This window comes from Halomonas cibimaris (genome assembly GCF_055379665.1).
Genome location: NZ_AP043828.1, coordinates 1,899,965 through 1,921,475 on the forward strand (window position 1 = coordinate 1,899,965; position 21,511 = coordinate 1,921,475).

Sequence of the window (21,511 nt, forward strand, 5' to 3'; positions counted from 1 at the left end):
GGCGTCACATGAATAAGGAATGAAAATAATGGCGTATACACTTGATCTGAACGCACCGTTTACCGAGAGCGATGTCGCCGCTTTGCTTGGATCCGAAAACGACGACCAGGATTGGCAGTTGCGGGTTTCGACCCAGGGGGTTGCCTATCTGAGCAAAGACGTGGGAGCCGACAACCTGGATGACGTCTTGTTCCGCGTGGAAACATGGGATGAAGGCAGCGGTTATGTCGGGGAAGGTGCTGCCGATGATACCGAATGGGTTAAGCGTATTTACAATGTCTTGAGCAAAAACTGGCCTGAGCCCACCAGCTCGTACATCGATTTCTTCTAAGTTGACTTGTATTTTGTAAAAGATTTACGGCCATGCCCTTCGGGGCATGGCTCTTTTGTGTCCGTAGTGCCGTTTTCTGCGTTCCCATGTTCCGGCAGTGATCTTTCCTTGCTTGCCGCATTACCTGCCTCCCGCGCATGGCATCCCCGCCGTCTTAACCCCACCTGACAAGCACATATTATTCCTTTGACCACCCGTCGAAGGAGTTGATATGACCACGCTTGATTCCCCGTGCCGGCTAAGCATGCTGGTACTTCCCGCCCCGCTGCACGACTTTCTTATCCATCATTTAATGACGCTGCCTTTTGGCGATGATCCCAATACGGCTCACGACGTTTGGGCCAGCACCGGCACTCGACTGCATGTCCTGAACGCCGCTGACCGCTTCGACGATATTCCCGACATGGATCGCGTCAAGCGCTTCCAGCTGATCCACCTCCCGGAGATATTGATCAACACGCCCGACCAGCACGTATTGCTGCTATCCGTGACCCAGGACGACGGCGGCGGTACCTACCTGCTATTCCCCCGGGATTCGCACTGCCCGACCTTGAAGGCGCTGGGACGGCAGGCCCATGACTAAGCGCTATAGCAAGCACTTCTCGCAAAAGGGCTTCTGGCGAAAGATCTATTACCTGCCCACCACGTACAAGGAGCTGAGCTACCGAGCCAAATTGCTCTACTACCTGCTCAGGAGTCCCGGCGTACCCGTCGCATTGAAAGCCAGCGTCGTGGGAGCTCTGGGCTATTTGATCTGCCCGTTGGACGCCATTCCCGACACGATTCCCATTGTGGGGTACGTGGATGACGTCGGCGTGATTACCGCCACGCTGGGCCTGCTGGAGCCCTACATCACCACGGACATGCGCCATAAAGCTGCCCGCTGAGGCATAAAACGATCGCTACCGATCCCACCTTTGATTTTCTCTTCCATGCTCGCAACGCCCCGGAAATAAGCTCTTTCTGGCAGATCCTTTCCGGCAGTACTGCGGGCCACCACTACGCAAGGAGTTATCTCATGGCCAAGACCAAGACAAAAGCCCCCGCATCCCCCAGGACGGATACGACCAACGCCGCTGAGCTACAGGCGTCCGGTACGGTCGAGGTTGATACGTCCGGCACAACGGAAGCCGACACGCTTTCTGCTATTCGTATTCTCAAGCAGGCCGATACGCCGAAGCTCAGTCCCCGAGGCAAGGGCCACCTGACCTATGAAATGGGCATCACTCGTGATCAAGCCGATGCGCTATTGAAAGCGGATATCGCCAAGGAGGAAGCCACGCTGGCCGATGCGATCTGGTGCCGAGTTACCGTCAATCAGTCCAGCGGCTATTTCAGCAACGAATGGATTTCGCTGGCTCAGGTGATCGAGCTCGTTGACCAGCAGGTCATCCCGTTCAAGGCGATTATCTTTCGAGACCTGTTCGAGCGGAAAGGAGCCAATAATCATGGCTTTCTGGGTGCCGCGCTCAAGGCGGAAGGGCTACTGGTGGCCGATGACAAGCAGCCGCTTATTCTCAGTCCTGCAAGCCGCCGGGAAACTATCTGGAAGGCGATGCAAACCGCGATTAAGGAAGGCCATGACCTTACCGATCACGTCGCTAAAGAACAGGCCCGCAAGGATGCCATTAAGCAGCAACGCCTGGCCGAGCAGAAGAAGCGCCGGGAAGCCTATCTGGCTCAGGTGGAAGATGCCGACACGTCTCACGCATTCGAGTCGCAGCCTATCGCCAAAGGTGTGACTGAAACGAACCTGGAAAAGGCAGCAGAAAGCCCCGAAAACGCATCCGCCAGCACTGACGAAGGGTAATGCTTTCCTGACCTGTAACGGTCGGGATTTTTCATCACACTAAACGTTCGTTTAGCGAAATGCAGGATTCGGCATAGCTCACTTTGGGGCTATGCCGTTTTTGTTTATGCCATCCACGATCAGCCGCTAATAGCTGGTCCCGTTTATAAAGGAGACTGCCATGTCTTTCACGCCCACCATTCAAACCACCGATAACGCTTTACCGTTGCCGCCGGCATTGATCGAACTTTTGCTCAGGGAGATTCAAACGGCTTATTGCCAATCACCGCCGGAACCTGAAGGCGCTCAGGTATTGGCCATGACGATTGTATTCCGTGATCCCAACTATGATCCACTGGCCGGTGGTTATCATCCCGTGGAAATACGATTGGGCCATGTGGAAAGGAATAGCTTTCGACTGGGATATATTACTGACTTCAGCTATACCCCCGTGGATGGTCGCCACGTTCTGCTAACCGAGATCGACTTCGAGTTCAGCGTTGAGCTATGCAAGATGCGCCATTTACCGCCCATTGCTCTTTCCAGAGTCGGAGACTTCTTCGATCTTTATATCAGCAACTTTCTCAGCTATTACGCCAACGGTGTTTATGACGTGGATGTGGTCTGGGAAACCTGATCCATACTCTAACGACTTTAGCTCATTGACTTAATACAACGTCCATCTTCCATGCGGTGCCTCCGGGTGCCGTATGGCGAATTGTTTTCTTCTCGGGATAGCCACCATAAAGGCGCTTTTTATGCGCCTTGATTGATTGCGTAAAGATATCCTTTGATTCGATAAATAACTTATGAAAAGGAGGCACTATGCCTGTTTCCATGCCCCGGCGGTTTGTTGCGTATTACCGCGTGAGTACTCAGCAGCAGTCCCGATCAGGATTGGGTCTCACGGCTCAGCGCCAAGCCGTTCAGGAATATCTGGCCCAATACGGGGGAGAGATCATCGCCGAGTTTCAGGAAATTGAGTCCGGTAAGAACGCCAATCGCCCCCAGTTCCACCAAGCCGCCGACTATGCCGAGCTGGCCCATGCGACATTGCTCGTCGCCAAGCTGGATCGACTCAGCCGTGACCTTCACTTCATCACCGGGCTGCAGCGCCGTGGTATCCGTTTCACGCTGTGCGACCTGCCCGACGTGGATCAGCTTACCATCCATGTGCTGGCGGCAATGGCCCAGCACGAAGCCAATATGATAAGCCAGCGTACCCGGTTGGCTCTGAACGCGGCCCGAAAGCGCGGCAAGGTGCTTGGTAACCCCCGGCTGAACGATATCCGCCACCAGGACACCGGTAAGGCGAATCAGCAGCGCACCCAGCGCCAAAGTGACTGGAAACTGCGAATGCAGCGCCTAATACAGCATCTGGAAGAGCAGGAAGGCATCGAAAGGGGCAGCGATGTGGCCCGCATCCTGAATCAACGCGGCTTAACGACTTACCAGGGGAGGCCATTCACCAGCGCCACGATCAGTCGGCTCAGGCGTTCCTCGGATGGCAAAAGTTTTCCAAAACTACCGGACTAGCGGACTAGCGGACTAGCGGACATCCCGATCCAGGGCGCTGATGCCGGGGCGATGGGGGAGCTAACCCGTCGAATCCGTCTTTGCCGTCGAGGCGTCATATCCCGTGATGTTCTGAAACGTCACGATCTTGCCTATTGAGCCACCTGCGGGTGGCCTATCTCCCTCAAAAGTCCCCCAGATTGGTCCCAAAACGGGCCGATCCGGAGACGTCATGCCTGAAGTAACCAAGGAGCTGAATGATGCCGAAAACAGCCTTGAGTCAATCCGTGATCAAAACGCTTCGCTGCCCCGACGGCAAGCGCAAGATCGAGTACTGTGATACCCAGTTCCCCGGCTTCCTGATGGAGCTGCGGGCCACGAATCCTCACGTGGGGACGCTGTATCTTCGCTACAAGAACGAACGCGGCAAGACGCAGTATGCCAAGCTGGGCACGACCGCCGAGTTAACGATCCCGCAAGGCCGCAAGAAGGCGAAGCAGCTGAAGGCCCGCATCATGCTGGGGGAAGATCCTCGCGCCGAGACGAAGAAACGCAAGGCCACGCCCGAGTTCGCCCGCTTCGTGGAGGAACGTTATCTGCCCTACGTGAAGGTGCGCAAACGCTCCTGGGAAACCGACGTCTCCTTCCTGAAAAACTACCTGTTGCCGGTGTTTGGCGACAGCCCGTTGGATCATATTACGCGGCGGCAGGTCGTGACGTTCCACCAGGCCCTCCGGGAAAAGGGGCTGGCCCCGTCCAGCTGTGATCGTCAGTTAATGCTGCTGAGCTATATCTTCAACCTGGCCATTCAGTGGGATGTCGCCGAGCATAATCCGGTAAAAGGCGTCAAGCATTTCAATGCCGATAACAAGAAGGAGCGCTATTTGACGCAGGATGAGCTAAATCGCCTGCTGCACGTGCTGAATACAGACCATAACCGCGTCGTGTGCCAAGTGATCCTGTTGCTTTTATCCACTGGAGCCCGGCTGGGGGAAGCCCTGAAGGCCCGCTGGCACGACATTGATATCCCGGCCCGGCAGTGGCGTATTCCCGCTGCTAATGCGAAGGGCAAGAAAACGCGGCTGATCCCCCTGAACGATGTTGCCGTCAAGCTGCTGGATGATATTTGGCAGCAGTGTGGCGGCCATGAGCATCTCTTCATCAGTCAACAAACGGGCAAGCCCCTGACGACGATTACATGGGTATGGCACCGCCTACGCCAGCAGGCAGGACTCCCGGAGTTCCGTATCCATGACTGCCGCCACCAGTATGCCTCGATGCTGGTCAATAGTGGTCGTACGCTCTACGAAGTCCAGAAGATCCTCGGGCACTCCTGCCCCAAGGTCACGTTGCGCTATGCCCATCTATCGCAGAAGACGCTCCAGCAAGCGTCCAACGCTGCTTCCACGGCACTGGAGCAGATAGCCTTTACGCCGGTCGATGCTCCTTGATAACGGGCTTTCAGCATCCTCTGCCAGACGGTAGGGGGTGTTTTTTTGATGTTTCATCCTTCCAATATCGTCGTTCATTCGCAAAAATAAGCCTATTGGTCTCTATCTCCTTTTAAATGCCATAAACGGGGCAATAGCGCGCATTATGAGTCAGGTATCACGGTGATCCTGGTCAGAGCCGGGGGAGCTATACGTCGGATATGTCGGGTACGTCGGGTGTAATGAGAGCCTTCATGTGATCATGGAAAGGCCGGTGCAGTTATCGTCGGATATGTCGGGTACGTCGGGTGTAATGAGAGCCTTAAAGTGATCCAGTGGCTGTCGCCTCACCCCCTTTCACTGGGATGGGGGCCAGAGACCATCAATCAGCTGATGCCCGTCTGACCCGTCACGAGTCCGATATTATGATGGGAAGAAATAAAGGGGAGCAAAAGGCATTGGAAGGCGTATTTTGCGATCATTTCTTTATTCGTATGCATAATAAAAGGATGAGGTATCACGGATCATGGCAGTATTTTTTATCATCATTCATTGAAATATATGCGTTAGCCAGAATAATGAAAGGGTAGTCAAGACCGAAGGGATAAAAGATTAGTTATCCCTCGCGTAGCGAAGTTGGTGGATAGTTGATTTTTTATCCTATATTTAATCAATCATATATCACAGATCATCATTCATGCATTCTGTATTCAACCTTTAATTATTACCCATTATCCAGTATTGGTGATTATCACTCTATCTATTAATGGCTATCCTGAGTATATTTTTTATTCCTCTTATTATATAGCGTTAGCCAGAATAGTAAGAATGGTCATGACCGCAGGGAAAGAAGATAATGTATCCCCGCGTAGCGGTATTATGTCCTTTATTATCCTGTAAGAATGATGCGTCAAGTATAGAGACATTTCCAGTGCTTGAGTATAAGGATTGAAGAGTGACCCGACGTACCCGACGTACTCGACGTGAGCTGACGGATACGGTCTCTGATGCTCGGTATATCCTGATAGGTGATCCCAAAAGATAGCCGGAAAGCCCTGAAAATTGCCCTTTGAGTCGTGACGTTGGTTTTATTAATCACGGCATTTCTGCACTCAAATATTGAGCCTTCCGAGCATTTCGCCGTCATCGCCATCCAGCTATCATCAGTGAAAGAGATTGGCAGCGTAAGAGTGCTGTAAAATCCATGCCGGTATGTCGAAGTGTCGGAGCTAACGCATGTGGCCTCGAATATCCATAAACACGCCGTTTATGAACGTAGGCGTTCGGTACGTTACCGGTCGTTCGGTGGGGAAAGGTGTTGGGGCATTTTACCGGATGATCAAAGAGACCACTTTTTTGAAATCGTGAGTTTCGGTCATGGGTCGGTTACTCGCAAGGCACTCCGGCAGCGTTTAAAAAGGATTGGGAAAACGTGGACTTATGGAAGGTTTTGAAGACTCTCACACTCAGACCTCACTGAAGCGCTGACCAACCTGGCAACCGCCGAAGCCGGCGTGACCGCTGCGCTGGCCTCTGCCGCTGAAACCGTGAACGCGGGCGAAGAAACGCCGCTGGAAGGCGATGCCCTCGACACCTTCGTTGAGCAGTTCGACGAAGATCAGCTGAAGCAGGAAATCACCGAAGCCGAAGACGCGATCGCGGCGGCGGAAGCCGACATCAACAGCGAAACCGCTGAACTGCTGGCGTCACGTGCCGTTGAGTTTGGCGATGCCACTGAAGTGGATGGCGCATTTGAAGGCAATCTGAGCACTCAGGCTACCGCAGTAGTCGACGGCCTCGACTCCACCGATTTCGCCGACGCTGTTGATTCCAACGGTGAGGATGGTGCTGCTAACCAGGAATTTGACCTGGGCATCAAGGGTACTGACAACCTGACCGACGCCAACATCGCCAAGGCGGTTACTGAAGCCCAGAAAGCGGTTAACGCTGACAAGGCGCAGTACGTAGTTACTACTGCCGATGGTGATGTCGACGGTGCTGCCCTTGCCGATGGCGCTCAGGTTGATGCAGCAGCAACGGATACCTTCACCGCCAAGGGCCTCCAGATCGCAGCGGCTAACGCCGAGTCTGCCCTGAACGCCGACGTTAGCGCCAACGGTACCAACGTTGAGCTGCTGACCGAGCTGCGTACCGCCATCTCCGACTTCGTCGACAACGGTGGTGCTCTGAGCACGGAAGTTGCCGGTGATGGTGTCGGTGTCGATCTGTCCAGCTTTGATGCCGCTGATGGTGCTGAAACTAACACAGCTACTACCATCGGCGATCTGCTTACCGCCGCTAACTTCGTGCTGGCCAAAGAAGACGAAGCTCAAGCAAGCGATGCTGCAGCACTGCTTGACCTGTTCGGCGAGTACGACGCTGACACCGAAGAGTACGAAGGCACTTACGCTCTGGGCGATGGCACTGACGTCGCCGGTATCCAGTCCGTGATCGACAAGCTGGAAAGCCGCGATGAGCTGGCCGAGAAGTCCGAGGATGCCGACAACGCATTCGAGGGCACTGAAACCGGTGGTCTGCTGGCCGCTGCCGAAGCCCTGCAAGCCGCCCGTGACGGTCAGAAATCAGACGTTGCTGATGCCGAAGAAGCCAAGACCGAAGCAGATAGCAACCTGGCCGACCTGAACGCAGCTCAGGACGACTTCAACGCGGCTACCGCTGACCTGGAAGAAGCCCAGCAGTACTTCGAGGACAATGACCTCGAACTGCCGGTCTCTCTCGACGGTGGCGTAACGGCGACTGCCGAGAACGATCTGTTCCTGTTCAACGGCGAAGAATCCACCGTAGGCGGCTTCGGTCTGGAAGGCGACGATCAGCTGTTTATCGGCACCGACTTCACGCTGGCTGCCATCGATGCCTCCGTCGACCTGGCCGCTGACCGTGAAGGCGATGCTGGCGTGCTGGAAGTCTTCGCCCAGCAGGACGGCAACAACGTTGTGCTGTCCTTCGAGGACGAAACCTTCGCCGGCAACGCCGAGAACCTGGCCGACATCACCCAGGTCACCCTGACGGGCGTGAATGCCGACGACCTGAGCCTGAACGCTGATGGTTTCATCACCATCGCCTAAGACTGACGGTCGATTAAGCCACGCGGTAAGTGGCTTGTAGCATCAAAGCCCCCGGCCTCGGCTGGGGGCTTTTTTCATGGATAGGTGCCGTTTTCGTTATCAGGAAGGTTATATGGCCAAATTACCCGTCACACGTCCGTCCCGCACCGGACTCCCCACCGAACAGCAGGCCGACGCGCTGTACCAGCAGGCACTGGCCGCACTCAAGCAGAAACAGCACGCCCAGGCGATCAGCCATTTGACCGCCGCCTTGCGCGCCGAACCGCTCCACATCAACGCGCTGATGCTTCAGGCGCGGGTGCTTGCCGAGTTCGATAAATACGACAGCGCCATCGAGCTGATGCAGCTGGCCGTGACCCAGCAGCCCGATGAACCCGAGGCATGTTTTCTGCTCGCCCGATGGCTTACCCGGGTCGGTCGTCAACGCATGGCCACCGCCATGATGCACCGCGCCGTACAGCTGCGCCCCAACCACGACGCCCCGCGCCGCTATCTGGCTGCCCTCTACGGCAACATGGGCCATGACGAGCAAAGCCAGTACTGGGCCAAAAAGGCCATTCGCAGCAAGGCGTTTTCCGTGCGCGAGGCCAAAGTGGAAACCAAGCTCACCGTGCTCGCCCTATTCACCCAGGCCAGCGGCTCGCTGGGCATCAACCGCAAGACCTTCGGCATCCAGACCACGGAAGGCCACAACAACCTCGCCGGTCTGCTGGACAGCGACCATATCACCGTGATCCGCTTCCACGTCGATACCCTCGACCAGCAGCCGGAGCTACTGCGCAAACTGCCTGCGGCGGATGTGATATACAACTCCATCACCGACCCCGAGCGCTGCGAGCATGCGCTGCATCTGGCGCAGAAGGTATGCGACCGTATCGACCTGCCGGTGATCAACGAACCCAGGGCTGTGCTCGCCGCCAGCCGGGAGGGGAACTACCAGCGCTTCAAGGACAACCCTGACGTCATCCTGCCCAAGAGCGTCAAGGTCGAAAACACCCAGGCATCGGCCCGCGCCATCGTCGAGCAGGCCATCAAAGACCACGGCTTCGAGCTGCCGGTGATCATCCGCCTCGCTGGTTACCAGGGCGGCAAGTTCATGCACAAGGTCGATGACCTGGACAGCCACGACTTCACCGAGCTGGATGAAAAACTTGCCAAGGAGCCGCAGACGGCCTACGTGATTCAGTATCACGACGTCAGCTACATCGACGAGCGGCTGCCCGAGACCCGCCTATACCCCAAGTTCCGCGCCTTTATGGTGGGGAATACCCTCTACCCGGCGCATATTTATACGGCGGACCATTACAACGTCCACCATAAGCTGGCCGACCCGTTCATGCATGATAATCGGTGGTTGCTCGACGAAGAGCGTGACTTCTGCGAGAACCCTGTCGAGCATCTGGGAAAGGCACAGTGGCAAGCGCTGGAAGCCGCCATGCGAGACATGGGCATGGGGTATAACGGCGTGGACTTTGCCCCGTCCACCGACCCGGCGCACAAGGGTGAACTGGTGGTGTTCGAGATCAACCCGGCCATGCGTAACTGGGTCAATCAGCTGCCCGAAGGGGATCACGTACAGCAGGCGTGGAACCGTATTACTCAGGCGGCCCATCAGTATTTTGTGGAAACCGGCGACGTGGATCCCTGGGCGTATGTCCTGCCGAAGGGGCAAGCGCCTCAGTTTGTCATTCCGACAGACGTGGAGTGCCACCCCAAACAAGCACTACCGCATCACGGTGCTGCCAACCAGGCATGGCTGGCGGAACGTCTGGGTGACGCCAACGACTTCAGTGACTCAGCGTTCTTCGATACGCGCCATTACATCGATGAAGCGCTGCTGGAGCATACGGCCCGCGAGCAGGGTATTCAGGTGACACGTCATCCCGGCCGGATGCTGACGTTGACCCAGGGCCAGCAGCAAACCCTGTTTTATATCAACGCCCCGCGTATTCCGTTGGCCACGCATCTTCTGGACGGTGACAAAGCCGTTCTCAAGGCGCTGTTCACGCGGCAAGGGCTCCCCACCCCCACCGGTCGTGCCTTTAACGACATCGATGCCGCGTATCGCTACTTTGCGGCCTGTACGGTGCCCCAGGTCGTCAAGCCCATCAACGGCTTTGCCTCGCGGGGCGTATCCGTTCACGTTAGCTCTCCCGATGCTTTCCGGGCTGCCTGGCAAAAACCCGGCTTATTCATGAGGCTGGCTTGAAAATAAAGATGGCGAGGGGTTTCTCTTGTAGAATCAGGATGTTCCAGCCAGAACTTGATTCAAGAGGACCTCTCGCCATGGGTGAAAGATTATCGTCGTGGACGCCTTCCTGCAATGGTTCTGTTCGGGCCGAGCTAAGCGGCCACCGCACCACCAGCGACAGCGGCGCCTTGCTGCTGCGTGAAGCCCTCGACAACAGCGGTGTTATCCAGGCGCTGGAAGAAAGCCTGGTCGACCGGCGTGATCCACTGCGTATTCGTCATTCCCTGGCCAGCCAGCTGCGAACCGTCGTGTTGCAGCGCGCCATGGGGTGGATCGACCTGGACGATACCGACACGCTGCGTCACGATCCGCTCTGGCAGCTGGCGTGCAGCGATGCACGCGGAATGACGCCTCTGGCACAGGACCGTCCGTCGCAGGCGACGCTGTCGCGGCTGCTGGCGTGCCTTGGGAGTCATGACAACATCGATACCGTGCATGAAGGCCTGTTGCGCCTGGCGATCTGGCGCCTGGCATCGCTGAACCACGGCGAGCAGCCCGATAACCTGACGCTGGACATCGACGGCCTGCCGATCGAGGTCCATGGTCGTCAGGGCGGGTCGGCCTTTCACGGGCTGTACGGCACACGCATTTATTCGCCGCTGGTGGCCTCGCTGGCCGAAACCGGTGACATGGTCGGCGGCCTGCTGCGCGAGGGTAACGCGGGCCCTGCCGAGAACGCCGATACCTGGATCCCTCACCTGGTACGGCGCCTCAATGAAGGCACCGGTGCGACAGTGACAGTGCGTATCGATGCCGGGTTTACCGGCAACGATACGCTGCTGGCCATGGAAGAGCGTGATATCGCGTACCTGGGCCGGCTGCGCAGCAACAACACCCTTCAGACGCTGGCGGCGCCGTATCTCAAGCGGCCGCCCGGCCGACCCCCGGACCAGCCCCGGGAATGGTGCCATGACCTTGAATACCGGGCCGACAGCTGGCCCGCGCCACGGCGCGTCGTGCTGGTGGTTCAGGAACGCCCCGATGACCTGTTGCTCCACGCTTTTTTCCTGGTGACCAACCTGAGTCGGTACCACTGGCCGCCGGAAAAGGTGTTATCGCTGTACCGCAAGCGCGGCAGCGCCGAGGCGCACATGGGCGAGGTCAAGTCGGCGCTGGATGTCCACCTCTCGTCGACGGATCGCGGCGCCTCTACCGAGCAGAACGTGATGGATCGCAACGAGGCGAGTCTTCTGCTGAGCCTTTACGCCTATCAGGTGCTGCATGGTCTGCGTTGCGTGCTGGAACGGCAAACCCGACAGGGCTGGAGCCTGATCCGGATGCGAGAGCAGGTCCTCAAGGTGGCCGCCACCCTGATCCTCCACGCCCGACGTATCACGGTCCACCTCGGCGCCGCAGCCGATAAATGGTGGCCGACTCTGCTGAAAGGGCTACCAAAACTGACGGCGTTGCGCTGACGCCTCAGCGGTCGCATAAGCAAGAGAGTGAGACGCCGGTCCTGTCGATGACCGGCGGTTCCGGCTGGCCGGATGACCGACGACAAGGCAGGGAAGGGGCTGAATAACGGCGATAACAGCCGGACAGAGCGTCACCGGAAGACGATGCCGTCTCGAAATCGGCGTTCGGCGACGAGCTACCGGCTCCCCGGGGCTTCAGGATGCCCAATCAGCGTTCCGGTGAATAAGCCGGGAAAAAGCCACTCAGATTGGCAAGACCGTCCTGATCGAAGACATGATCCAGGGCGAAGAAATCCGGGTGTATTTCATTGGCGGTGAGTATGTGGCGGCCACAGCCCGCGTTTCTGCTTTCGTGATCGGGGATGGCCAGCAGACGATCGATGAGCTGATACAGGCGAAAAATATCGAGCGTGCCTACAATCCTGCCACGGCAAAGGCCTTGATTCAGGAGACGCCCGCGTTGGTGCGTCACGGCAGAAGTCGTCATGATATTCCCGCATCCGGTGAATGGGTGACGCTGGGCGACTCTCATATGGCGAATCAGGGGGCAGAGTATATTGCGCTAAGTCCTGGACAGCTGTCACCGGCCTTGATAGACGCCTGCCGGCAGGCCGCAAACCTGTTCCCCAGCGCCGTATGCGGTGTGGATGTGTTTGTGGAAGACATGACCGACCAGCAGCGCTTTTGGATGACCGAAATCAACGCGTCCACGCCGGCTATCAGTGCCCAGTTTCATTTTCCCCGGTATGGCGTCCCCACCGAAGTCGCCAGCCGCTTGATCGAGCATGCTTTCCACCATCAGGCCATGCCGGTTAACCCCGAGCCGGGCTGTCTGACACCGGCACCGCGTTGCGTTCCGTTATCCGATACGTTGACGATAGAAGATCGTCTCCAACAGCTGGCTGGCGAACGTAACTGGCCCTTTCATCGCCTGAAGCCCGATACGCTATTGCTGGGTGATCCTGCGGCCCTGATCTGGACACAGGGCCTGACGTCACGCACGCCGCTGGAAAGCCGACAGGTGCAGCGTGATAGTGCTTGGCTGGGCGAACGACTCAAACACGCGGATATTGCCCGCAAGGCCCCCAAAAAAGGGCAGGAAGTCACACTGCTACTTGGCAACCAGCACGTACTGGCCGCGTACGTCGAACATGCGTCACAGCGTATTGACGTTACCGAGCACCTTCATCAGGGCATCGTCGACATCGGCGCACGAGCCATGCACGCGCTATACCGTCCGGGCCACGCCACCGTAGTGCTGGTGGTCAGGGATGTACGCCAAAGCCCCGAGACGCAAGCCTGGGGCATCAAATCCCTTGAAATACAGCCTGATCTGTCCCGGTTTTACCGGGGGATTGATCAACCCCGCGACGTGATGGCGGCCCTGCTGGATATCTGGACACCGCTGCCGGCGCAAACGCTGACGCCCGAGAGTCGCTGGCTTCACATTACCGGTCACGTTCAAGGCGTGGGGTATCGGCAATGGCTGGCACAGCAAGCAACATGTCACGCCCTGAAGGCGCATATCCGCAACCTGCCCGATGGCGGAGTGGATGCCGTGGTGCATGGCCAGCCGGAAGCCATTGACCATCTGGTCACGCAATGTCGGCAGGGGCCGGAATCCGCACGTGTGGCCGATGTGCAGGTAGATGCATGGGACGGTGACGTTCCACAAGGCATCAAGATCCTGGATACCCCCGTGACGGCTTAGGGGAAAGCTCATGGCGAACACACGCTGGAAATCAGTGGCGCTGGACACGTTGCCGGAGCTGGCGACGTGGCAACAGGAAACCACCACCCAGGCACTGTTGGTGGACAGCGCCAGGGGGGATATCACGCGCTTCCTGTCGGATGTGGAAAGAATCGTGGGGCAGGACTTGCCCGACGGGTATCAGCGGGAAAAAGCCAGCCCGCCCTTGAAGGCATTGGCCCAACGGGGATACCGCAACCATGAACTGGCCCGCGCCTTCGGGTACGCCTGGCTCAGCGGCAGCGACACGCTTTACTTCCCGGATAAAGGGCTGAACCTCGTCGAGAACGGCTGGGTGATATACGGCGTCCCGTTGGTGGTCGTCAGCACCATCGCACTGACCGGGATGCAGGTATGGGTCCACATCAACCCCCGTGTGGGCGGCTATTTTTTCTACAGCTATGCACCGCTGATGCTGCCGGCAGCTCCGTTGTACTGGGTACTGCACAAGGGGCTCAAAGCGCTCTTGCAACGCCTCTATCGCCGGCCGGATGACGAAGACCAACACCATCCTCAGCGAGAGGCGGCCCAGGCGGCGCTGGTGTCCCATTCAGAGTAAAAGGTAGCGAGAGGGACAGAGCTGCGATGTCAAAGGCCAAGGAAGGCCATTATTCCGCTCGGAAGCCCGCCGTGAAGGTTATCCTGCTCACCGCCGGGATAAGCGGCCTAAACGCCCCGAGAAAGGGGCTTTTCCGTGGGTGTTGCCGTGATGTGCTAGACTAGAAGTTATTGCACAGGAGCACGCATGGCCACCAACCACCACGATACCGGGTACAAAGAGCTCTTTAGCCACCCTGAATTTGTCGAGCAGCTGATCGAGGGCTTTGCACCGAGCGAGATTGCCGCGTTGATGGACTTCTCCACGCTGGAGCAGCACAACGGCCACTACATTACGCCGCTCTACGAAGAAAAGATCGAGGACGTGGTCTGGTCCGTGAATGCCACGTGGGAAGGCATTACCCAGCGGGTCTACCTGTATATCCTGTTGGAGTTTCAGTCCAAAGTGGATTTACGCATGCCGCTGCGGATGATGCACTACGTCGCCAGCTTCCATGACCATCTGATCAAAAACGGCGTCACCACGGCCAAGAAAGGGTTCCCGCCGGTATTCCCGATCGTGCTTTATAATGGCAACCAGCCCTGGACAGCGGCGGAAGATGTCTACGAGATGGTAAGCCCCAAGCCGCCGAGCTTCCTGCGCGCCTTTCAGCCGCATTTGCGCTATTATCTGGTAGAAGAACGTAGCTATAGCGATGAAGAACTGGCCGAACGCAATAGCCCGTTAAGCGGTGTGTTCGGGGTGGAAAACGCCAAGGTAGGCCATGAAGCGCTACAAAAGGCCGTTGATCGGATGCTGGCGAGTATCCGGGCGCACCCGCAAAAGGAACGCATGGACCGGATTATCACCGCGTGGTTCAAGCGCCATTTGAAATGGCTGGGTGCCAGGGTCAATGTGGATGAGCTGAGAAGTTTGATGGAGGATCGAGATATGTTGGCAGACAATCTGGAAAGCTGGGCCAAGCGAGAGCAAGCCGAAGGCGAAACGCGCGGCATGGCGATTAGCCTGCGCAGCCTGATCACCTTGAAGTTTAATGGCGTGCCAGACTGGGCCGAGCAGCGTATTTCCGCCGCCAGTAATGATCAGCTCAAAAAATGGATAGAAAACATTTTGACAGCGGATAGCCTGGAAGCCGTGTTCAACGACTGATTGACCCTCTTTAAGCGATCTATAACGAGCCATGTCCCTTGAGTGGGGCATGGCTTTTTTGCATCAGTAGGGCCGTTTTTCTGCGTTCCTATGTTCCGGCAGTGATCTTCCCATGCCTGCCGTATTACCTCCCCCGCGCATGGCATCCCCGCCGTCTTAACCCCGCTTCACAAGCACATATTATTCCTTTGACCACCCGTTGAAGGAGTTGATATGACCACGCTTGATTCCCCGTGCCGGCTAAGCATGCTGGTACTTTCCCCCACGCTGCACGACTTTCTTATCCATCACTTAATGACGCTGCCTTTCGGCGATGATCCCAATACGGCTCACGACGTTTGGGCCAGCACCGGCACTCGACTGCATGTCCTGAACGCCGCTGATCGCTTCGACGATATTCCCGGCATGGATCGCGTCAAGCGCTTCCAGCTGATCCACCTGCCGGAGATATTGATCAACACGCCCGACCAGCACGTATTGCTGCTATCCGTGACCCAGGACGATGGCGGCGGTACCTACCTGCTATTCCCCAGGGATTCGCACTGCCCGACTTTGAAGGCGCTGGGACGACAGGCCCATGACTAAGCGCTATAGCAAGCACTTCTCGCAAAAGGGCTTCTGGCGAAAGATCTACCACCTGCCTACCACGTACAAGGAGCTGAGCTACCGAGCCAAATTGCTCTACTACCTGCTCAAGAGTCCCGTCGTACCCGTCGCATTGAAAGCCAGCGTCGTGGGAGCGCTGGGCTATTTGATCTGCCCGTTGGACGCTATTCCCGACACGATTCCCATCGTCGGCTACGTGGATGACGTCGGTGTGATTACCGCCACGCTGGGCCTGCTGGAGCCCTACATCACCACGGACATGCGCCATAAAGCTGCCCGCTGAGGCATAAAACGATCGCTACCGATCCCACCTTTGATTTTCTCTTCCATGCTCGCAACGCCCCGGAAATAAGCTCTTTCTGGCAGATCCTTTCCGGCAGTGCTGCGGGCCATCACTACGCAAGGATTTATCTCATGGCCAAGACCAAGGTAAAAGCCCCCGCATCCCCCAGGACGGATACGACCAACGCCGCTGAGCTACAGGCGTCCGGTACGGTCGAGGTTGATACGTCCGCCACAACGGAAGCCGATACGCTTTCTGCTATCCGTATTCTCAAGCAGGCCGATACGCCCAAGCTCAGTCCCCGAGGCAAAGGTCACCTGACCTATGAAGTTGGCGTCACCCGTGATCAAGCCGATGCGTTATTGAAAGCGGATATCGCCAAGGAGGAAGCCACGTTGGCTGAGGCGATCTGGTGCCGAGTTACCGTGAACCAGTCCAGCGGCTATTTCAGCAATGAATGGATTTCGCTGGCTCAGGTGATCGAGATCGTTGACCAGCAGATGGTGCCGTTCAAGGCGATTATCTTTCGAGACCTGTTCGAGCGGAAGGGGGCCAACAACCATGGCTTTCTGGGTGCCGCGCTCAAGGCCGAAGGGCTGCTGGTGGCCGATGACAAGCAGCCTTTGATATTGAGCCCCGCCAGTCGGAGGGAAGCTATCTGGAAGGCGATGCAAACCGCTATCAAGGAAGGCCATGACCTCACCGATCACGTCGCCAAGGAAAAAGCCCGCAAGGATGCCATCAAACAGCAACGCCTGGCCGAGCAGAAGAAGCGCCGGGAAGCCAATCTGGCTCAGGTGGAAGATGCCGACACGACTACGGTATCCGGGAGTCAGCATACCGCCAAAGGTGTGACTGAAACGCCCCTGGAAAAGGCAGCAGAAAGCCCCGAAAACGCATCCGCCAGCACTCACGAAGGGTAATGCTTTCCTGACCCGTAACGGCCGGGATTTTTCATCACACTAAACGTTCGTTTAGCGAAATGCAGGATTCGGCATAGCTCACTTTGGGGCTATGCCGTTTTTGTTTATGCCATCCACGATCAGCCACTAATAGCTGGTCCCGTTTATCAAGGAGACTGTCATGTCTTTCACGCCCACCATTCAAACCACCGATAACGCTTTACCGTTGCCGCCGGCATTGATCGAACTTTTACTCAGGGAGATTCAAACGGCGTATCACCAGTCACCGCCGGAACCTGAAGGGGCTCAGGTATTGGCCATGACGATTGTATTCCGTGATCCCCACTATGATCCACTGGCCGGTGGTTATCATCCTGTGGAAATACGATTGGGCCATGTGGAAAAGAATAGCTTTCGACTGGGGTATATTACTGACTTCAGCTATACCCCCGTGGATGGTCGCCACGTTCTGCTAACCGAGGTCGACTTCGAGTTCAGCGTTGAGCTATGCAAGATGCGCCACTTACCGCCCATTGCTCTTTCCAGAGTCGGAGACTTCTTCGATCTTTATATCAACAACTTTCTCAGCTATTACGCCAACGGTGTTTATGACGTGGATGTCGTCTGGGAAACCTGATCCATACCCTAACGACTTTAGCTCATTGACTTAATGCAACGTCCATCTTCCATGCGGTGCCTTCGGGTGCCGTATGGCAAATTGTTTTCTTCTCGGGATAGCCACCATAAAGGCGCTTTTTATGCGCCTTGATTGATTGCGTAAAGATATCCTTTGATTCGATAAATAACTGACGAAAAGGAGGCACTATGCCTGTTTCCATGCCCCGGCGGTTTGTTGCGTATTACCGCGTTAGCACTCAGCAGCAGTCCCGATCAGGATTGGGTCTCACGGCTCAGCGCCAGGCCGTCCAGGAATATCTGGCCCAATACGGGGGAGAGGTCATCGCCGAGTTTCAGGAAATTGAATCCGGCAAGAACGCCAATCGCCCCCAGTTCCACCAAGCCGCCGACTATGCCGAGTTGGCTCATGCGACATTGCTCGTCGCCAAGCTGGATCGACTCAGCCGTGACCTTCACTTTATCACCGGGCTGCAGCGCCGTGGTATCCGCTTCACGCTGTGCGATCTGCCCGACGTGGATCAGCTTACCATCCATGTGTTGGCGGCAATGGCCCAGCACGAAGCCAATATGATTAGCCAACGTACCCGACTGGCTCTGAACGCGGCCCGAGAGCGCGGCAAGGTGCTTGGTAACCCCCGGCTGAACGATATTCGCCACCAGGACACCGGTAAGGCGAATCAGCAGCGCACTCTGCGCCAAAGTGACTGGAAGCTGCGGATGCAGCGCCTAATACAGCATCTGGAAGAGCAGGAAGGCATCGAGAGGGGCAGCGACGTGGCCCGCATCCTGAATCAGCGCGGCTTGACCACCTACCAGGGCAGACTGTTCACCAGCGCTACTATAAGTCGGCTCAGGCGAGGGTGAAGTGGTGTCGGACCGGTGCTGTAGTGCCTTAGAAAGCGTAAAATCAATAGAATATAGCTATAGGTGCTTTTTCATAACCCTTTGTTATGCGGTATTTTTAATAGCCTATTTCAATATTAGATAGTTTAAAAGTACCCTTTATAAACTGAATGTCGCCGCGCACCTGCATTTTTTCCAGTATTTAGGTGAGTTTGCTTTCTTGCGGCGAGTCCATGAGGCTTGCTTCCGCAGGCCAAGCAAAGCACGCCATGAAAGTCGTGGTGTGAGGAGGCGTATTTACTGAAGTCGACTCGCGGCCCTGCAAAGTGATCCATCATCGAATATGTAAGGTAGGTTTTTATGTTAGCACTAAGTAAAGTTGTTCAGTTATCAGTTCTGTTCTGGCTGGTGAGGCCATTTCGCCAACAGCCTTCAGCGTTAAAGCAAGCTCGCATTGCCGCCAATGACCCGTCGTACCAGACGCATCTGTCAATCAGGCTGGACGAGCAGAGCGGCCAGCCGTTGCTTTGTTACTATGACGAGAACTGGGCCTGTGTATTTGCTCAGCCTTTTTACCCCCAGGATGGTGCCCATGCGCTCTCCGATTGGCTGCGCTTTTGCCTGACAGCCCAGCTAGGTACATCGAACGCCATGTGCCAGACCCAGTGGCTCATTGGCGCGGTCGAGAAGGCCCGTACCCATCAGCGGCATACCGTGCCCGCCTATGGCGTTTCTTCCTATCACGGCAATGGCGTTGCCATGCTGCTTCCCGACGGCCCCTGGTGCGTGACGCCCGAGCAAGGTTGGCATCGTCCTGCGTGCCTGCTGACGCCGTTTTATGCCCCGGAGTGCCTGTCTCACGACCGGGTTATCGATCCGCTGGCTGGCTTGCTCACGGAAACACAGCCCTATGCCGAGGAAGCCTTGCGCATCCTTCCGCTGCTGCCCCTGGAACATCCGACGCATCCTGAGCTGATGCGCTGGTTGGTGGCCTGTAGCTACGCTGCCGGTGAGTCACCCTCGTTTTGGTGCTCGCGAGCCCGTGAAGTGTTAACGGCATCGATGCGTCGCTAAACCGCCACGCTCTTTCTATTTCTCTTTTATGGCGGCATGCCCTTCGGCGTGCTCAAGGGGATGTCGTCTCTCACTTTTAGCAGGTAATAAAAATGACTCATAAATCTCATGGCAAGCCGGTAGTACAGCCAAAGCCCAAGCGTCGTCCATCGCAAAAAGAAGAGCTCAATACGGCGCTTCCCGAGCTGCTGGAGCAGGACTATACCATCGTGAACGATCAGGCGGCTCGCCAGCTGTATGCCCGGCAAGCCGATGGTCGCGCCTTCCCGCTGGATCAGCTGGCCTTTTGCGAGACGTTGGCTCTCCAACTGGATGATCAGGGGATTGACGCCACGCCGGATAAGGTGCGGCAGTGGTGCCACGACAATGCGTTCAAGCTGAAGCCCAAGGCGCTAATGACCCGCGTTATGCGACGTATCCAGGGGTCTCCGCACGTCGGGCGTGTGATCATCGATCTGGGCAATGCCGCTGGACAATATGCGGTGCTGACGCCGGATGAAGGCGTGCAGCTCACAACGACTTGCCCTGATGAACGTGTGGTCATGGTGCCTTTTGATCGGCAGCTCGCGCTACCGACGCCCACGAACATGGATACCCATGATGCGGTGAGCGAGCTCATTGGGTTGATGCCGCAGCTGGAAGAAGGAGAAGCGTTGCTCTTTATCGCCTGGCTCACCTATAACCTGACCCATGAGCGCGACCCTCGTCTGATGCGGGTGTTTCTTGTGCTGCTGGGGCCACAGGGGAGCGGTAAGACCTCGTTTTGCCAGCACATTATTCAGCGCTTTCTGGACCCCAGTGCGATCGGGGTGCAGCGGATGCCGGATAGCTTTGACGATATTGCGGTTAGCTCGCTGGCATGCGACGTACCGATATTCGACAACATATCGCGTATCTCTTCGCGCCTAAGCGACAGCTTCTGTCAGGTCGCTACCGGCAGCGCTATGGTCAATCGCAAGCTGTTTACGAATCGGGATTCCGTGGTCACGCAGCTGCAAAGCACGCTGGTATTCAATGGCCTCAAGCAGCCGTTTGTGAAACACGACTTGATCAGCCGCTCGCTCTATCTGCATTTCAATCCGCTAACGCCGGATCAGCGCCAGTCGGAATCCGAGATGACCGCATGGCTGGATGATAACGAATCACGCATTATGGGGAGTTTGCTGCGGCTCTGCGTGGATATCATGCGGGAATGGCCTGACGCCAGGCCACACATCAATGAACGGGCGGTGGATTTCTGCCGCTGGCTGGCCGCCTTTGACCGGGTGCAGGCACAAGACGATGGCGAGCCGGATGCCCAGGACGATACCGATGATGCTCCCCATGGCGCTGATCAACCCCATGCCGACGACGTAGTGGATACGGATACGGGCGAAGTCGTTAACAGTGACTCATCCGTCGAACCCGACTCATCCGTCGAGCAGGCATACGCCGATAATTTACGCCACGCCTATGCGACGACGTTACAAAGCGACCCCGTGGCTTACCTGGTTGATCAGCTACTGCAAGTCAGGCATGGGCACTGGGAAGGCACACCCACGCAGCTGCTGGAAGCGCTGGACGAGCTTGCGCCAGAGGTGGCCCGTTATGTCTCTCCCCAGGCACTCCCGCACAACGCCGTCTCTCTGGGAAAACGGCTGCAGCAGGGAAGCGACCTTTACGAAATGCTTCAGCGGGCCGGTATTCACGTTGTTCGCCAACGCACGCAAAAGCGCTATGTGACGCTCACCTACCATGCTCAGCTGCTCCACGCCTCGGCATAGCGCCTTACCCGTGATGTGCTGAAACGTCACGATCTTACCTACTGGGCCACCTGCGGGTGGCCTATCTCCCTCAAAAGTACCCCAGATTGGTCCAAAAAAGGGCCGATCCGGAGACGTCATGCCTAA

At 56.8% G+C, this 21,511-nt stretch carries 21 protein-coding genes; 20 read left to right on the forward strand and 1 reads right to left on the reverse strand.

Annotated elements, in window-relative coordinates:
• Positions 1 to 28: 28 nt before the first annotated feature.
• From ACZ415_RS08800 to ACZ415_RS08845, 10 genes are all read left to right on the forward strand, one after another.
• Entirely contained in the window at positions 29 to 331 is a 303-nt protein-coding gene (locus ACZ415_RS08800; RefSeq protein WP_344701967.1) for a hypothetical protein, read from the forward strand.
• A 211-nt stretch (positions 332 to 542) separates the two neighbouring features.
• Complete coding sequence (locus ACZ415_RS08805) at positions 543 to 914, forward strand: hypothetical protein (protein WP_344701966.1); 372 nt, start codon at positions 543 to 545, stop codon at positions 912 to 914.
• The gene (locus ACZ415_RS08810) at positions 907 to 1,218 is read left to right on the forward strand and encodes a YkvA family protein (RefSeq protein ID WP_344701965.1); all 312 of its coding nucleotides are present in this window, start codon (positions 907 to 909) and stop codon (positions 1,216 to 1,218) included. Before ACZ415_RS08805 ends, ACZ415_RS08810 begins: the two co-directional genes overlap by 8 nt.
• A 131-nt stretch (positions 1,219 to 1,349) precedes the next feature.
• Positions 1,350 to 2,141, forward strand: a complete 792-nt coding sequence (locus tag ACZ415_RS08815; RefSeq protein ID WP_344701964.1) for a lysozyme family protein — start codon at positions 1,350 to 1,352, stop codon at positions 2,139 to 2,141.
• A gap of 160 nt (positions 2,142 to 2,301) precedes the next feature.
• Positions 2,302 to 2,757, forward strand: coding sequence for a DUF2787 family protein (locus ACZ415_RS08820; RefSeq protein ID WP_344701961.1), 456 nt, complete (start codon positions 2,302 to 2,304; stop codon positions 2,755 to 2,757).
• A gap of 188 nt (positions 2,758 to 2,945) precedes the next feature.
• Positions 2,946 to 3,656 (forward strand): recombinase family protein, encoded by a 711-nt coding sequence (locus ACZ415_RS08825; protein WP_344701959.1) that lies wholly within the window; start codon positions 2,946 to 2,948, stop codon positions 3,654 to 3,656.
• 236 nt (positions 3,657 to 3,892) lie between these two features.
• A complete protein-coding gene (locus tag ACZ415_RS08830) occupies positions 3,893 to 5,086 on the forward strand; it encodes a tyrosine-type recombinase/integrase (protein WP_344701956.1) in 1,194 nt (397 codons plus the stop codon).
• Positions 5,087 to 6,579: 1,493 nt separating this feature from the next.
• Positions 6,580 to 8,151, forward strand: coding sequence for a hypothetical protein (locus ACZ415_RS08835; RefSeq protein ID WP_344703152.1), 1,572 nt, complete (start codon positions 6,580 to 6,582; stop codon positions 8,149 to 8,151).
• A gap of 112 nt (positions 8,152 to 8,263) precedes the next feature.
• Positions 8,264 to 10,360 carry a tetratricopeptide repeat protein gene (locus ACZ415_RS08840; RefSeq protein ID WP_344703150.1) on the forward strand — a complete coding sequence of 699 codons (2,097 nt, stop codon included), beginning with the start codon at positions 8,264 to 8,266 and terminating at the stop codon, positions 10,358 to 10,360.
• A gap of 38 nt (positions 10,361 to 10,398) precedes the next feature.
• The gene (locus tag ACZ415_RS08845; RefSeq protein WP_464387719.1) at positions 10,399 to 11,817 is read left to right on the forward strand and encodes an IS1380 family transposase; all 1,419 of its coding nucleotides are present in this window, start codon (positions 10,399 to 10,401) and stop codon (positions 11,815 to 11,817) included.
• Between the two features lie 208 nt (positions 11,818 to 12,025).
• Here the strand turns inward: ACZ415_RS08845 and ACZ415_RS08850 are convergent, their stop codons facing one another.
• The gene (locus ACZ415_RS08850; protein ID WP_464387720.1) at positions 12,026 to 12,304 is read right to left on the reverse strand and encodes a hypothetical protein; all 279 of its coding nucleotides are present in this window, start codon (positions 12,302 to 12,304) and stop codon (positions 12,026 to 12,028) included.
• A 177-nt stretch (positions 12,305 to 12,481) separates the two neighbouring features.
• On the opposite strand from ACZ415_RS08850, the gene ACZ415_RS08855 reads away from it, so the two are divergent.
• The 10 genes from ACZ415_RS08855 (at position 12,482) to ACZ415_RS08900 (ending at position 21,385) form a co-directional block, all read left to right on the forward strand.
• Positions 12,482 to 13,528, forward strand: coding sequence for an acylphosphatase (locus ACZ415_RS08855; RefSeq protein WP_464387783.1), 1,047 nt, complete (start codon positions 12,482 to 12,484; stop codon positions 13,526 to 13,528).
• 10 nt (positions 13,529 to 13,538) lie between these two features.
• Positions 13,539 to 14,126: a hypothetical protein gene (locus ACZ415_RS08860; RefSeq protein ID WP_344703141.1), complete on the forward strand. Its 588-nt coding sequence runs from the start codon at positions 13,539 to 13,541 to the stop codon at positions 14,124 to 14,126.
• A gap of 186 nt (positions 14,127 to 14,312) precedes the next feature.
• Positions 14,313 to 15,275 (forward strand): Rpn family recombination-promoting nuclease/putative transposase, encoded by a 963-nt coding sequence (locus ACZ415_RS08865; RefSeq protein ID WP_464387721.1) that lies wholly within the window; start codon positions 14,313 to 14,315, stop codon positions 15,273 to 15,275.
• Positions 15,276 to 15,488: 213 nt separating this feature from the next.
• Positions 15,489 to 15,860 carry a hypothetical protein gene (locus tag ACZ415_RS08870; RefSeq protein WP_344701749.1) on the forward strand — a complete coding sequence of 124 codons (372 nt, stop codon included), beginning with the start codon at positions 15,489 to 15,491 and terminating at the stop codon, positions 15,858 to 15,860.
• A complete protein-coding gene (locus ACZ415_RS08875; protein ID WP_344701747.1) occupies positions 15,853 to 16,164 on the forward strand; it encodes a YkvA family protein in 312 nt (103 codons plus the stop codon). Before ACZ415_RS08870 ends, ACZ415_RS08875 begins: the two co-directional genes overlap by 8 nt.
• 131 nt (positions 16,165 to 16,295) lie before the next feature.
• The gene (locus ACZ415_RS08880) at positions 16,296 to 17,087 is read left to right on the forward strand and encodes a lysozyme family protein (RefSeq protein WP_344701745.1); all 792 of its coding nucleotides are present in this window, start codon (positions 16,296 to 16,298) and stop codon (positions 17,085 to 17,087) included.
• 160 nt (positions 17,088 to 17,247) lie between these two features.
• The gene (locus ACZ415_RS08885) at positions 17,248 to 17,703 is read left to right on the forward strand and encodes a DUF2787 family protein (protein WP_344701743.1); all 456 of its coding nucleotides are present in this window, start codon (positions 17,248 to 17,250) and stop codon (positions 17,701 to 17,703) included.
• A 188-nt stretch (positions 17,704 to 17,891) separates the two neighbouring features.
• Positions 17,892 to 18,569 (forward strand): recombinase family protein, encoded by a 678-nt coding sequence (locus tag ACZ415_RS08890; protein WP_344701741.1) that lies wholly within the window; start codon positions 17,892 to 17,894, stop codon positions 18,567 to 18,569.
• Between the two features lie 339 nt (positions 18,570 to 18,908).
• Positions 18,909 to 19,622, forward strand: coding sequence for a hypothetical protein (locus ACZ415_RS08895; protein WP_344701739.1), 714 nt, complete (start codon positions 18,909 to 18,911; stop codon positions 19,620 to 19,622).
• 92 nt (positions 19,623 to 19,714) lie between these two features.
• Positions 19,715 to 21,385, forward strand: coding sequence for a hypothetical protein (locus ACZ415_RS08900; protein ID WP_344701737.1), 1,671 nt, complete (start codon positions 19,715 to 19,717; stop codon positions 21,383 to 21,385).
• Positions 21,386 to 21,511: the final 126 nt, after the last annotated feature.

Excerpts from the sequence above, each read along its gene's own strand:
- ACZ415_RS08895 (WP_344701739.1), top strand. The coding sequence starts at position 18,909 with ATGTTAGCACTAAGTAAAGTTGTTCAGTTATCAGTTCTGTTCTGGCTG.
- ACZ415_RS08880 (WP_344701745.1), top strand. The coding sequence starts at position 16,296 with ATGGCCAAGACCAAGGTAAAAGCCCCCGCATCCCCCAGGACGGATACG.
- ACZ415_RS08815 (WP_344701964.1), top strand. The coding sequence starts at position 1,350 with ATGGCCAAGACCAAGACAAAAGCCCCCGCATCCCCCAGGACGGATACG.
- ACZ415_RS08830 (WP_344701956.1), top strand. The coding sequence starts at position 3,893 with ATGATGCCGAAAACAGCCTTGAGTCAATCCGTGATCAAAACGCTTCGC.
- ACZ415_RS08810 (WP_344701965.1), top strand. The coding sequence starts at position 907 with ATGACTAAGCGCTATAGCAAGCACTTCTCGCAAAAGGGCTTCTGGCGA.
- ACZ415_RS08855 (WP_464387783.1), top strand. The coding sequence starts at position 12,482 with ATGACCGACCAGCAGCGCTTTTGGATGACCGAAATCAACGCGTCCACG.
- ACZ415_RS08845 (WP_464387719.1), top strand. The coding sequence starts at position 10,399 with ATGTTCCAGCCAGAACTTGATTCAAGAGGACCTCTCGCCATGGGTGAA.
- ACZ415_RS08850 (WP_464387720.1), bottom strand. The coding sequence starts at position 12,304 with ATGACGACTTCTGCCGTGACGCACCAACGCGGGCGTCTCCTGAATCAA.
- ACZ415_RS08820 (WP_344701961.1), top strand. The coding sequence starts at position 2,302 with ATGTCTTTCACGCCCACCATTCAAACCACCGATAACGCTTTACCGTTG.
- ACZ415_RS08800 (WP_344701967.1), top strand. The coding sequence starts at position 29 with ATGGCGTATACACTTGATCTGAACGCACCGTTTACCGAGAGCGATGTC.
- ACZ415_RS08865 (WP_464387721.1), top strand. The coding sequence starts at position 14,313 with ATGGCCACCAACCACCACGATACCGGGTACAAAGAGCTCTTTAGCCAC.
- ACZ415_RS08875 (WP_344701747.1), top strand. The coding sequence starts at position 15,853 with ATGACTAAGCGCTATAGCAAGCACTTCTCGCAAAAGGGCTTCTGGCGA.
- ACZ415_RS08900 (WP_344701737.1), top strand. The coding sequence starts at position 19,715 with ATGACTCATAAATCTCATGGCAAGCCGGTAGTACAGCCAAAGCCCAAG.
- ACZ415_RS08840 (WP_344703150.1), top strand. The coding sequence starts at position 8,264 with ATGGCCAAATTACCCGTCACACGTCCGTCCCGCACCGGACTCCCCACC.
- ACZ415_RS08890 (WP_344701741.1), top strand. The coding sequence starts at position 17,892 with ATGCCTGTTTCCATGCCCCGGCGGTTTGTTGCGTATTACCGCGTTAGC.
- ACZ415_RS08870 (WP_344701749.1), top strand. The coding sequence starts at position 15,489 with ATGACCACGCTTGATTCCCCGTGCCGGCTAAGCATGCTGGTACTTTCC.
- ACZ415_RS08825 (WP_344701959.1), top strand. The coding sequence starts at position 2,946 with ATGCCTGTTTCCATGCCCCGGCGGTTTGTTGCGTATTACCGCGTGAGT.
- ACZ415_RS08860 (WP_344703141.1), top strand. The coding sequence starts at position 13,539 with ATGGCGAACACACGCTGGAAATCAGTGGCGCTGGACACGTTGCCGGAG.
- ACZ415_RS08805 (WP_344701966.1), top strand. The coding sequence starts at position 543 with ATGACCACGCTTGATTCCCCGTGCCGGCTAAGCATGCTGGTACTTCCC.
- ACZ415_RS08885 (WP_344701743.1), top strand. The coding sequence starts at position 17,248 with ATGTCTTTCACGCCCACCATTCAAACCACCGATAACGCTTTACCGTTG.